The 12,278-nt window shown below is 65.7% G+C and carries 14 protein-coding genes; 7 read left to right on the forward strand and 7 right to left on the reverse strand.

Annotated features, from left to right (window positions below):
* Positions 1 to 111: 111 nt before the first annotated feature.
* From LK539_RS09895 to LK539_RS09905, 3 genes are all read left to right on the forward strand, one after another.
* Complete coding sequence (locus LK539_RS09895) at positions 112 to 660, forward strand: hypothetical protein (protein WP_227800747.1); 549 nt, start codon at positions 112 to 114, stop codon at positions 658 to 660.
* Positions 661 to 750: 90 nt separating this feature from the next.
* Complete coding sequence (locus LK539_RS09900) at positions 751 to 1,065, forward strand: BON domain-containing protein (RefSeq protein WP_227800748.1); 315 nt, start codon at positions 751 to 753, stop codon at positions 1,063 to 1,065.
* 45 nt (positions 1,066 to 1,110) lie between these two features.
* A complete protein-coding gene (locus LK539_RS09905; RefSeq protein WP_227800749.1) occupies positions 1,111 to 2,370 on the forward strand; it encodes an AI-2E family transporter in 1,260 nt (419 codons plus the stop codon).
* 142 nt (positions 2,371 to 2,512) lie between these two features.
* On the opposite strand, the gene LK539_RS09910 is transcribed toward LK539_RS09905, so the two are convergent.
* Both LK539_RS09910 and LK539_RS09915 read right to left on the reverse strand, forming a co-directional pair.
* A complete protein-coding gene (locus LK539_RS09910; protein ID WP_227800750.1) occupies positions 2,513 to 3,463 on the reverse strand; it encodes a YihY/virulence factor BrkB family protein in 951 nt (316 codons plus the stop codon).
* Between the two features lie 103 nt (positions 3,464 to 3,566).
* Entirely contained in the window at positions 3,567 to 4,604 is a 1,038-nt protein-coding gene (locus tag LK539_RS09915) for an OmpA family protein (protein ID WP_227800751.1), read from the reverse strand.
* A 404-nt stretch (positions 4,605 to 5,008) separates the two neighbouring features.
* Between LK539_RS09915 and LK539_RS09920 the strand changes: the two genes are divergently transcribed.
* The 4 genes from LK539_RS09920 (at position 5,009) to LK539_RS09935 (ending at position 8,136) form a co-directional block, all read left to right on the forward strand.
* On the forward strand, positions 5,009 to 5,623 hold the full coding sequence (locus LK539_RS09920; protein WP_227800752.1) for a winged helix-turn-helix domain-containing protein: 615 nt from the start codon (positions 5,009 to 5,011) through the stop codon (positions 5,621 to 5,623).
* 204 nt (positions 5,624 to 5,827) lie between these two features.
* Positions 5,828 to 6,595, forward strand: a complete 768-nt coding sequence (locus LK539_RS09925) for a glutathione peroxidase (protein WP_227800753.1) — start codon at positions 5,828 to 5,830, stop codon at positions 6,593 to 6,595.
* Between the two features lies 1 nt (position 6,596).
* On the forward strand, positions 6,597 to 7,481 hold the full coding sequence (locus LK539_RS09930; protein WP_227800754.1) for a zinc-dependent peptidase: 885 nt from the start codon (positions 6,597 to 6,599) through the stop codon (positions 7,479 to 7,481).
* 97 nt (positions 7,482 to 7,578) lie between these two features.
* A complete protein-coding gene (locus LK539_RS09935) occupies positions 7,579 to 8,136 on the forward strand; it encodes a glycine zipper domain-containing protein (protein WP_227800755.1) in 558 nt (185 codons plus the stop codon).
* Positions 8,137 to 8,142: 6 nt separating this feature from the next.
* On the opposite strand, the gene LK539_RS09940 is transcribed toward LK539_RS09935, so the two are convergent.
* From LK539_RS09940 to LK539_RS09960, 5 genes are all read right to left on the reverse strand, one after another.
* Positions 8,143 to 8,658: a hypothetical protein gene (locus LK539_RS09940; protein WP_227800756.1), complete on the reverse strand. Its 516-nt coding sequence runs from the start codon at positions 8,656 to 8,658 to the stop codon at positions 8,143 to 8,145.
* 19 nt (positions 8,659 to 8,677) lie between these two features.
* A complete protein-coding gene (locus LK539_RS09945; protein WP_227800757.1) occupies positions 8,678 to 9,535 on the reverse strand; it encodes a hypothetical protein in 858 nt (285 codons plus the stop codon).
* 111 nt (positions 9,536 to 9,646) lie between these two features.
* Entirely contained in the window at positions 9,647 to 10,015 is a 369-nt protein-coding gene (locus LK539_RS09950) for a VOC family protein (RefSeq protein ID WP_227800758.1), read from the reverse strand.
* Positions 10,016 to 10,055: 40 nt separating this feature from the next.
* A complete protein-coding gene (gene hyi, locus LK539_RS09955; protein WP_227800759.1) occupies positions 10,056 to 10,862 on the reverse strand; it encodes a hydroxypyruvate isomerase in 807 nt (268 codons plus the stop codon).
* A 49-nt stretch (positions 10,863 to 10,911) separates the two neighbouring features.
* On the reverse strand, positions 10,912 to 12,189 hold the full coding sequence (locus LK539_RS09960; protein ID WP_227800760.1) for an MFS transporter: 1,278 nt from the start codon (positions 12,187 to 12,189) through the stop codon (positions 10,912 to 10,914).
* Positions 12,190 to 12,278: the final 89 nt, after the last annotated feature.

The raw sequence follows: 12,278 nt of genomic DNA on the forward strand, positions 1-12,278 counted from the left end.
CAAAATATGGATGAGCTGTTGCGGGAACGTTGCTGTGTTCGGCACCGAACAGAAACGCGACCGTTCGACGTGTAAAACGTCATTAGCGTGTTGACAAATGGAGAATAAAAAATGAAAACATCCCATGCTTTCCTGCTCGTCGGCGCCGCGCTCGCCTGGGCAGGTTCGGCGCGAGCCCAGGCCGTGCCGGACGCCAAAGCGGTCTATGAAGGGGCAAAGGCCACGGCCGAAGCGAACTTCAAGGCGGCCAGGGCGCGCTGCGACCAGATCGCCGGCAACCCACACGACCTGTGCATGGCCGAAGCCCGCGCAGCCCGCGTGCGGGTCGAGGAAGAAGCCGAGGCGGCCTACAAGAACACCCTGTCGGCCTACACCCAGGCGCGCATGCGCATCGCTTCGGCCAACTACGACCGCGACAAGGTGCGCTGCGCCGCGGTTACCGGGAACGACCGCGACGTCTGCCTGGAACAGGCCAAGGCCACCCTGATCGCAGCCCAGGCCGATGCCAAGGCCGACCGCAAGACCATCGAGGCGCGCCAGGATGCGCGCCAGGACAAGCTTGCTGCCGAATACCGCGTCGCCATCGAAAAATGCGACGCCTATGCCGGCGCCGTCAAGGACCAGTGCGTCAATGCTGCCAAGACCGCGTTCGGTAAATGAATTGCGGGCCGGCGCGCCGGTACCGCCCACTCGCCCGCATTGGGCTTCGTTTGTAGTTTGACCATCCGCAGTTTTTTTAAGGAGCTAACCATGAAAATCGCACAACGCCTCATCACCGCCACCTTCGCCGCTGCTGTCGCCATCACCACCGTCGGCTGCGCATCGTCGCCGACCCAGTCGAGCGCCGGCGAATATGTCGATGACGCTGTGATCACCACCAAGGTCAAGGCTGCCTTCGCTGCCGACCCGACCGTGAAAGCCACCGAAATCAACGTCGAAACCTTCAAGGGCGACGTCCAGCTGTCGGGCTTCGTGGCCCAGCCGGGTGACGCACAGCGCGCCGTGGAAATCGCCCGCGGCGTGAAAGGTGTAACCTCGGTGAAGAACGACATCCGCGTCAAGTAATCCCATGCGCCGGGGCGGCCCGGCTCCATTGTCAAGGCACGATCCATGCAGCTCGCACCACCTGAACCAGTCCAGCCTGCTGCTGCACCTGTGACGCCATCCGACAATGCCGCCCCGGCGGCGCCGACCCAGTCAGGCGCCGAGCCCGGCCCTGCAGGCGACGAGCTCACGATGCACGTGGGCGGCCTGCGGCTGCCGATCCATGTCAATGCGCGCGGGCTCTCGCTCGGCATCCTTGCCACCATTGCCTGCGTGTTCGCCCTCCAGTGGGCGCAGAAATTCTTCGTGCCGCTCCTGCTCGGCATCTTCATCGCCTATACCCTCAACCCGGTCGTGCGCTGGCTCGAACGCTGGCACGTCAAGCGCGTCATCGGCGCAACCCTGGTCACGGCCCTGATCATGGGCGCCCTGGGCGGCACCCTGTACCGGCTGCAGGACGAATTCTTCAATATCATCGACGAACTGCCGACCCTGACCCACAAGGTCACCCGCATCCTCACCAACAACACCGGCCAGCGCTCGACCATCCAGCAGGTACAGGCCGCGGCCGCCGAGATCGAGCGCGCCGCCTCCAGCGCGACCGGCGGCGACCAGCGCCGCGCGATCCAGAAGCGCACCCAGTCGGTGCCGCCGGTGCCCGGCACGGGCGGCTCGAGCATCCGCGTGATGGACTGGGTGCTGGCCGGATCGGTCAGCCTGGCGACCTTCCTGTCGCAGGCCACGATGGTGGTGTTCCTGGTGTTCTTCCTGCTGCTCTCGGGCGACACCTTCAAGCGCAAGCTGGTCAAGCTGACCGGCCCCTCGCTGACCCGCAAGAAGGTCACCGTGCACATCCTGGACGACATGAACAATGCGATCCAGAGCTACATGTTCATGCTGCTCGTGACCAACGTCCTGCTGGCGCTCCTGACCTGGGCCGCGCTGCGCGCGATCGGCCTGGAGAACGCGGGCGCCTGGGCCGCCTTTGCCGGCGTGGCCCACATCGTGCCTTACTTCGGGCCGCTCCTGATCACGATCGCGACCGGCGCCGTGGCCTTCTTCCAGTACGAATCGCTGCGCATGGTGATCCTGGTCGCCGGTTCCTCGCTCGGCATCGCCACCCTGGTCGGCATGGTGGTCGCCACCTGGATGACCGGCAGGATCGCCAGGATGAACCCGGCGGCGGTGTTCGTCAGCTTGCTGTTCTGGGGCTGGCTGTGGGGCATGTGGGGACTGCTGCTCGGGGTGCCGGTGGTGATGGTGCTGAAGGTGGTGGCTGAGCGGGTAGAGGGGATGGAAGTCGTCGCGGAGCTGCTGGGTGAGTAGACGGCCTCAGTGGGGCCGTCTACAGTGGTCGGCTGTGCCGACCGCCCGTTCAGCCGCCCGATAATCTGATGCGCATCGCCCGTTCACGCACTGTTTGAACGCGTGCTCGGCGAGCCGAGCACGCTACGATGTTGCGCGTACCTTATACCGGGCGGCCGTTCTTCCAGGTGGCCGTCGGTTCCGGCGGAACCTCTTTCTTCTTGTCTCCGGTTTCCTCGGCCGGCTTGTGCTTCAGGCTGCCCAGCTTGAGGGCATACTGGCGCGCGAATTCGGCGCCGAGGAAAAAGATCTGTGCCGAGTAATACACCCACAGCAGCAGCGCGATCAGCGAACCGGCCGCGCCAAAACTGTCGGCGGCGCCGCTGTTGCCGATGTAGAGGCCGATGCCGAATTTACCGAGCGTGAACATTGCCGCCGTGCCGAGCGCGCCGATGGTCACGTCATGCCAAGACAGTTTGACGCGCGGCAGCAGCTTGTAGATGACGCCGAACAGGGTGGCAATGACCAGGAAACTAACGGCCCAGGCAACCCAGCCCATGATCACGGCTGCCTCTTTCCACATTCCACCGATATATGCTTCGACCACGGCCAGCGCGGCGCTGACGACCAGCGACACCATCAGCAGGAAACCGAGCACCAGGATCAGGCCGAAGGAGAGCAGGCGGGTCCGCACCACGTTCCAGAAGCCGGCGTCCTTGGGCGGCGGCACGTCCCAGATCTCGTCCAGGCTGTCCTTCAGCTCGGCGAACACGCTGGTCGCGCCGACCAGCAGCAGGACAAAGGCGACGATGGTGGCGAACAGGCCGTCTTCCTTGTTCTGCGCTCCAGCCAGGATGGCCTGGATCGTTTCCGCACCCTGCGCCCCGACCAGGCCGCGCAGCTGGGTCAGCAACTGGCCCTGGGCTGCTTCCGCGCCATAGAAAAAGCCAGCGACGGCGATCACCAGCACCAGCACAGGTGCCAGCGAGAACAGGGTGTAGAAGGCGAGCGCCGCCCCCTTGCTCGAGGCGCGGTGGTCCAGCCATTCCATCACCGCGCAGCGCATCACCTTGAGCAGCTCGCGTGAATAGGGAACCCATTTGTTGACAGCCATGTCCTATCCTCCAAATAAAAAAGGGGCCGAAGCCCCCTTGCACACCTGCATACCCGGCCGTTTCCATCCGGGGACGGAAACGGTCCGGCATGCCGGCAGGCGATTACTGAACGCGCTTTTCGACGGTGATCTGCTCGACCTCGACGCGGCGGTTCGGTTCCAGGCAGTCGATCAGGGCCTTGCGCTGCTTCTGGTTGCACTGGACCAGCGGGTTGGCTTCGCCTTTGCCGTAGGCTTTCAGGCGGTTGCCATCGATGCCCTTGCTGACCAGGTAGTCGCGCACGGCGTTGGCGCGGCGCTCCGACAGCTTCAGGTTGTACTGTTCCGAACCCAGGCGGTCGGTGTAGCCGGTGACGTCGACGTCGGTGACGCTCGTATCGGCCTGCAGTGCGGCGGCGATTTCGTCCAGCTTCGGCGACGGCATGATGATGTCGGCCTTGTCGAACTCGAACAGCTTGGTCGCTTCCAGGGTGACTTTCTCGAAGCGTGCCGGCGGAGCGACCGGAGCCGGTGCCGGGGCTGGTGCCGGTGCCGGTTCAGCAACCGGAGCCGGTGCCGGAGCGGCCACGACCGGTGCCGGCGGCGGGTTGAACGCGTAGTTCAGGCCGATGGTCAGGTATTTGTTGTTGCTACGGCGGAAGCCGAACTGCTCGTGGTCACGCAGGAAGCCACGCACAGCGCGCAGGTCGGCCTGCAGCGACCACTGGTCGCTCAGCGATGCCTGGAAGCCCAGGCCGGCGGTGGCGTACGGCGAATTCTTGCCGACGTTGCGCAGTGGGTTCTGCACCTTGTCGCGTTCGACGCCCAGGCCCAGCAGCACGAACGGACGGAAGCGATCGCGCGAGAACATCAGCAGGGCATCAGCGCCCAGCAGGGTCTGGCGGTAACGGGCAGGGCCGTCTTCGAAACGGACCTGGCTGCCACCAAACTGGATGTCCCACATCGGCGACACGGCCTTGCCGAACTTCAGGCCGCCGCCCCAGTCACGGTCGCTCGTGCCAAAACGGCCGTCCGGCTTGGCATGAATGACGCTCGGCTGGATATACCACGATGGATTGATTGGCGTCGTTTCTTGGGCCATGGTGGTGCCAGCCGCGCACAGGATGGCGGCGGCCAGGGCGATCTTCTTCGTATTATTCACAGGTTACTCCCATAAGGTGAAGGGTTGTTGACATCGCATGCCTTGACACAGATGTTGGATAAAGAATAACAGTGCAAGTTCCATGCTCTCGGTGCGGTACCGCACCCAGCGAGGATGTCCTGTGCAATTTTACAACAGTGGCAGATTTACCACAGGACTCAAGCGTGCGCCCCATCCTGGCTCATTATGCAGATTGCATTGCGCATGTATTGACGCGTTCGGCAAGCGCGATTGTCAAAAATGCTTGCAGGAACGTACTTGAATGTTGGATGGCGCACAGACCGGGGTGTCTGACGCAGGCAATCTTGAGGCTAGTTAAGCGGAACCCGAGGTGTTGTCAGGGTGTCAAACGGCACACAGCGACCCGGACCACACAGTCTCACTCTATAACGGAGCTCACCAATATGCATGCAACGACCCATCACAACGCGGTGCAAGGCGACATCGGCGCGGTGCACACTTCCAGCAACTCTGCGCTGATCGAACGCGTTCCCCCGCAACCGACCGAACGCGCGCCGATTTCGCTGGCGCCGATCGAACGCGTCCGTTCGACTTCGGCCACCCAGCGCCGGATCGAAAACATGCAAAAGCTGATCAACGAACTGTCGACCCACGAAATGCTGGCCGACGAAATCGCATGGTTCCTGAAATTCTCGCCGTCGGGCGCACGCAAGTACATCCGTGACCTGCGCGAAGCCGGCGTCATCGAACTGGCACGCTACATCGAAGGCACCGCCACCTACCTGGGCAAGGCCGTGTACCAGATCTGCCCGGACCAGGACCGCGTCAAGGCCTTCCTGGCCGCGATCTGCCAGCCGAAGCGCGAAGGCGCCGCCCCGCGCAAGGAGCGTCCGGGCCTGCGCGAGCAGAACATGGCCGGCAGCGGCCGCCATTTCCACATCCTGGCGGACGACACCCATTATGCGATTCGCGTGAACCGCAGCCCGGTCACCCGCGATCCGCTGGTCGCCGCACTGTTCGGCCCGGCCCCGAGCCAGACCGCCAAGGAACGCGCCTGAAGGTGCGTCCCGGCCAGCCGCGGTAGAGACCCGCGGCCCGGCCGGTCCAGACGATCGCTGTCGTCATTTCAGCCGCGCCCCGTGCGCGGCTTTGTTTTTTCAGCTGAACAATTATTTGTCATGGACGCGTTGAAATACGGTCAATAGTCCCTACCTCCCTCCCAATGCGGCCGAGGCTGCCGCCACTACAGGAAAGGAAGACCGATGCCAACCAGCGCCACATTACCAACCGCCGAGGCCCTGCAGGGCAGGCCGGTCCCCCAGGTGACCTTCAAGGCCCGCTTGAACGACCAGTGGCGGGACCTCAGCACGGACGAGCTGTTCAAGGGCAAGACCGTGGTCGTGTTCTCGCTGCCGGGCGCGTTTACCCCGACCTGCTCCTCGACCCACCTGCCGCGCTACAACGAGCTGGCGCCGGTGCTGCGCCAGAACGGCGTCGACGACATCCTGTGCATTTCGGTGAACGACGCCTTTGTCATGAACCAGTGGCAGGCGGGGCAGGATGCCGCCAACATCACGGTTGTCCCGGACGGGAACGGCGACTTCACCGAAGGCATGGGGATGCTGGTCGACAAGCGCGAGCTCGGCTTCGGCAAGCGTTCCTGGCGCTACTCGATGCTGGTCAAGGACGGCGTGATCGACAAAATCTTCATCGAGCCTGATCGCGAAGGCGACCCGTTCGAGGTTTCCGACGCCGATACGATGCTGAGCCATATCAACCCGAACGCGAAGATTCCCGAGCCTGTCGTCATGTTCTCGCGTCCCGGTTGCCCGCATTGTGCGCGCGCCAAGGCCGCTTTGCGCGAGAATGACATCGTCTTCACAGACATTTCGGAAGACCAGAAAATCACGACCAGCGTCCTGCGCGGCGTGACGGGGCGCCTCACCTGGCCGCAGGTATTCATTGGCGGCAGGCTGATCGGCGGCGCCGACGAGGTGCAGGCCTGGGTCGCCTCGATCCGGGAAGCCTGATATGGAAGGGTTTGTTGCCGGCCTGCTCGGGGCCGGATTGCTGGTGGCCTGGCTGCTGCCCAAGTGGCGCCTGCGCCGGGCCCTGGCACGTCCGCTTGCCCCGGATCTGGTCGCCATCCTCGAACGCAACCTGGCCCAGTACGCCGGCATGGAGCCGGCCGAGCGGCAGCGCCTGCAGCGCCTGGTCCAGCAGTTCCTGCACGAAAAATCCTTTGTCGGCTGCGCTGGTCTCGAGATCACCGACGAGATGCGCGTGATCATCGCAGGCCAGGCCTGCATGCTGGTACTGGGACGGGCCGGCGACGAGGTCCCGGCGCTCGTCTACCCCTCGCTGCACGCGGTGCTGCTCTATCCTGGCGCCTTCCTGGTGCCGCGCCGCGAAGTGGACGTCGCCGGCGTCGTCACCGAGCAGCGCCAGGACTTGCTGGGCGAATCCTGGGGTGACGGCCGCGTGATCCTGTCCTGGGACCACGTGCGCCGGGCCGGCATGGAAGACAGCTCCCACAATGTCGTGCTGCACGAGTTCGCCCACCAGCTCGACAGCGAATCGGGCAGCACCAACGGCGCCCCCTACCTGGGGAGCACGGCGCACTACCGCAGCTGGTCCGAAGTCCTGTCGCGCAACTTTGCCGAGCTGCGGCGTGACGCGATGTGGGGACAGCGGGGCGTGCTCGACCACTACGGCGCCAGCAGCCCGGCCGAGTTCTTTGCGGTGGCCACCGAAAGCTTCTTCGAGCAGCCCTGGGAGCTGGCCGCGCGCCACCCCGACCTGTACGAGGAATTTCTGAAGTATTTCCGGGTCGACCCGCGCAACTGGATGGCCGAACCCCAGCCGGTGTTCGACGAGCCCTTCGGGGGCCAGGTGGTCTACGGACAATGGCGTTGAGCCGCCCAGGGCCTGCGGCAGGCTGCGTGCGCCTCCGTACAGAGCAATACACGGGTGGCGGGCATAGTTGAGCAAACAACAACCCAGGAGAGATCCTATGTCCACAATCATTGCAGGGCGTTTCCAGCTTCAGGATGAAGTCGATCGCGCGCGCCGCGCGCTGCTCGACGCGGGCTTCGATGAGGGTCGGATCAGCGGCTTCTACCTGACCCAGCCCGGCCAGCATGACCAGACCCCGATCGGCGGCGACCATCTGCAGTCGCCCGGCGCCAAGGAAACGCCGCAGGGCGTGGTGCAGGGTGTGGCCACCGGCGGCGCGGTGGGCGCGGCCATCGGCGCCGCCACCTCACCGGTCACCGGTCCGCTGGGTCCGGTCGTCGGCGGCCTGGTGGGCGGCCACGTCGGCTCGCTGTTCAGCTTTTCCAAGATGAAGGAACGGGGCGAATCGGAGGCGGGCAGCAGCGAGAACCGCGTGCCGCCGCGCGAAGCGGGCATGCTGGTGGCGGTGGCTTTCGATGACGCCGGCATGGCCGACCGGGCCGTCGACGTACTGCGCCAGCTCGGCGCCCACCATATCGAACGCGCCGAAGGCAATATCGTCGATGGCGACTGGGCAGATTTTGACCCTGCCAGCCGCCCCGAGCTGATCAACTGATTCGCTTTAGGCCGGCTTGGCCGGGGGCTTGGGCTTGAGCGCGTCCAGCGCCTTGCCGTGCTTGTCGATCTTCTCGATCGCCGCCAGGATGGTCACCGGCTGGCCAGTTGCGGCGGCGCCGGCCAGGGCCAGCAGGCTGCCGACCAGGCCGGTCACTTCGCCGATGACGCCGATTTTCCGGATCTTCTCGGCCGCATCGGCGGTGAGCTTGACCAGGTTGGCCTGCGGCTTGCCCAATCCCTTGACGATGAAGGCGGCGGCATCCGCGTACAGGCTGTTGGCCCGCTGGCGCAGCAGGACCTCGTCGTCGAACAGGGCGCGCGCGCTGTCCTGCACCTTTTCGGGCACCGGCCCGCCCCCATAGCTGCGGATTTCCTTCATCACCCGCTCGTGGATCTCGTCGGCGCACTTCGAGAGCTGGTCGGCCAGTTCCGCAATCTTGTCGGGGCTGGACAGGGCGGCGCCGGGCGGCGGCGGGGTATCCGCGGCGGCGCTGCTGGCGGGGTTCTGGGTAGTAGTCATGTGTTCTCCTGGGGTCGCCTCAGTCACCGGACAGGCCGTCGCGGATGGTGCGCAGGTCGCGTCCGTAGGTGGCCAGCAGGCGGCGCACTTCCGCTTCCGACAGCTTGCCGAGGTTCTCGCGCATCTTCTGGTGCCCCAGCGCCACTTTGGTCAGGCCCTGCAGGGCCAGTTCGTAGCGGCGGTCGACAAGCTTGTATTCGGTGGCCTTGTTCAGGTAATGCACCTTGGCCAGGGTTACCAGCATGCGGTCGGAGTTGCGCGTCGAAAAGGGGATCTCGACGTCGAAGATGCCGAGGATCGTCTTCTTTTCATTCTCGTTGGTCTTGTAGTAGAGGCGGGTGAGCGAGATCATGGCATCCAGCAGCGCCTGCACGTCCGCATCGCCGTCGCGCACCATGGTTTCCACGCTGCGGTTCTGGTAGCCGGAGGCGATCACGCGCGTCAGCAGCCGGCTCATGCCGGTATAGGCGGTGATGTGGCGCTGGGTCAGGCCCGATTCGGTATTCGCTTTCAAACCGTTGCCGAGGTCGTCGATGCGCTCGGACAGGTCGTACCTGGCGTCGCCGGCCAGCAGGCTCAGGGTCTGCATGTACAGCACCAGCGTCTTCTGGATCGCCATGAAGTCTTCGAAGACAGCACGGCGTTTGGCGTCGTTCTCGCGCGCGAGCTTGTCGGCGGCCGGGGACAGGTAGGGCTGCTCGCGCTCGTAGGTGTCGCGGTAGCGCCGCGCCAGTTCGGCATAACCGCCCAGGCGCGCCGAGGCGTCGGCGAATTCGCGCACCTCCTGCAGGCTGACCGGCCCGCCCCCGGTGGTGCCGCAGCCGCCCAGCAGCAGGGCGAAGGAAAGAAACAGGCGGATCGAAAGATGTCGCAGCATGTCGGGACCTCCCTGGCCACGGCGCGGCCGGAAAGATCCCATTGTTTCAAACTCCGTTTCGTGAAGTCTTGCTGGCGCTCAAGTTCTCGCAGGAATCGAGCTGATGGCGGCTCAGGCGACTTTCGTGCGATCGAAGTGCGGGTTCTGGATCACACCGAACAGGTTGCCGTAGGGATCGCGCACGGTGGCGACGCGGATGCCGCCGCCTACGTCTTCCACCGGCGCATGCACTTTGGCGCCCAGGCTGCTCAGGCGCGCCACTTCGGCGTCGATGTCTTCCGTGCCCCAGTAGGCGGTGGCGCCAGTGCTGCCGGGCTGGCCGTCCGGGATCAGGCCCAGCTCGAAACCGCCGACTTCGAAGCCGACGTAGAAGGCTTCGTTGAAATAGGGCGCGCGGCCGAGGACCTGTTCATACCAGGCCTTCGCTTCGGCCAGGTTGGTGACGGGGTAGATAACTGTGCGCAATCCCTGGATCATCATGGTTCCTCGGCTGGATGGAGCGCTGATGTTGCACGAACGATCAGACCTTGTCCAGCCAAGCCGCATAGGCCTTGCGTTCTTCCTCCAGCCAGGCCAGCGAGGCGCCGGTGTCGCCCAGCGGCGCATATTCGCAGCCGACCCAGCCCTCGTAACCGAGCTCGTCCAGCAGCCGGAACAGGTAGGGGAAACGGATCTCGCCGGTGCCCGGCTGGTGGCGGCCCGGCACGTCGGCCAGCTGGATGTGGCGGATCAGGGGCAGCTGGTGGCGGATGGTCTCGGCTAGTTCGCCCTCCATGCGCTGCATGTGGTAGATGTCGTACTGCAGGAACAGGTTGGGCGCGCCGACTTCCGCGATGACGGCGGCGGCCTGGCGCGTGCCGGTGAGGAAGTAGCCGGGCATGTCGCGGTCGTTGATCGGCTCGATCAGGAGATTGACGCCGTGTTCGGCGCAGCGCGCCGCGGCATGGCGCAGGTTGGCGACATAGGTCGCGTGGGCGCGCTCGTGGGGGAGGTTCGGCGGCAGCTTGCCGGCCAGGCAGTGCAGGCGGCGCACGCCGAGCTCTAGCGCATAGTCGAGGGCAAGGCCGACGCCGTCCTCGAACTCGGCAGTGCGGCGCGGATCGCAAGCCAGGCCGCGCTCGCCCGCGGCCCAGTCGCCGGCCGGCAGGTTATGCAGTACCAGTTCGAGGTCGTAGCGCCGCAGGCGGGCCGCGATCTGTTCCGGCTCGAAGGCATAGGGAAAGAGGAACTCGACCGCATCGAAGCCGGCGGCGCGTGCGCAGGCGAAGCGGTCGAGGAAGGGCACTTCATTGAACATCAGGCTCAGGTTGGCGGCGAACTTCGGCATTCCGGATCGATGAAAGAGAACGATCCGGCCATCTTAGCCGATCCTGGCATCAATCCCCGGGACTGGCCCCGACCTGGGCGTCGACGAGAGTGGACATCGGCGTGAACAGCCAGGCCAGCAGGGCCGCGACCAGCAGGAACAGGCCGGCGCCCGCGAACAGCACGCCCAGGCTGACCAGGCTGGCGAGCCAGCCGGCGCCGGCCGCGCCCAGCGGCGCCAGGCCCATGAACACGAACATGAAGATGCCCATCATGCGGCCCAGCATGGCTTGCGGCACGCATTGCTGGATCCAGGTGAACACGGCCACCTGCACGAAGCCGCCCAGCACCCCGATCGCCAGGAGCAGCAGCATGCCCTGCCAGCCCTGGGTGACCAGGCCCATCGGCAGCAGCAGCAGGCCGACCAGGCCGTCCACCAGCAGCAGGGTGATGCCGAGGTTGACCACGCGGCGCTTGCCCAGCATGCCAGACGCCGCCATGCCGGCCAGCGAGCCGGCGCCGTGCGCGCCCATCAGCAGGGCCAGGGCGGAGGCGCCATGCAGGCGTTCGCTGGCCAGCAGCGGCAGGGCAACCTGCATCACGCTGCCGACCACGCAGGCGCACAGGCCCCAGTAGAGAAAGGCCGCGCGCAGGTTTGGGCTGCGCCATACGGTCGCCAGGCCCGCGCCGACGGCGCGCAGCACCGGCTCTTGCACCTTGTCCGACCGCGCCGCCATCAAGGGCTTGACCCTGGACAGGGTCCAGGCCGAGATCGCATAAGTGGCGCAATCGACCGCGAAGGCCAGGCCCAGGCCGCGCGCATCCTGCATCCCGGCGCTGCCGTCGCCGCCCAGGGCGAACAGCAGGCCGGCCAGCAGCGGCCCGGCCAGCATGGTGAGCTGGCGCATCGCCATCATGGCGCCGTTGGCAGCGGCCAGGTGCTGGGGCGCGACCGCGTGCGGCAGCATCGAGGTGCCGGCCGGGATGCTGAAGGCCGAGGCCAGGCTCAGGCCGACCGCCAGCAGCGCCACCGGCAACAGGGTCGCGCTGCCGCTCAGCACCAGCGCGGCGAGGATGGCCAGCAGCGCCGTGTTCACGTGCTTGGTGAGCATCAGCACGCTCTTGGGCGAATAGCGGTCGACCACGGCGCCGCCGAACAGGATCAGGACCGCGCGTGGGACGCCCATGATGGCGACCATCATGCCGAGCGCCAGCGGATCCCCGGTCAGCTGCAGCACCAGCCAGGGCAGGGCAATCAGGGTGAACTGGTCGCCGAGGGCGGAAATGACGCCGCCGCTCATCAGCCAGGTGAAATTCGGGTCGCGCCGCAGCGCGCTGGTGTTGTTCATGTTCTTGTCGTCTCCATGTCGCTTGCCGGCGGCAGGCGCGAGCGCGCCCCTTGCCAACGGCAATCAATGCAGCCGTGGCTGCCGGGGTC

The organism is Massilia sp. IC2-476 (assembly GCF_020707295.1).
Taxonomy (GTDB): Bacteria; Pseudomonadota; Gammaproteobacteria; order Burkholderiales; family Burkholderiaceae_D; genus Telluria.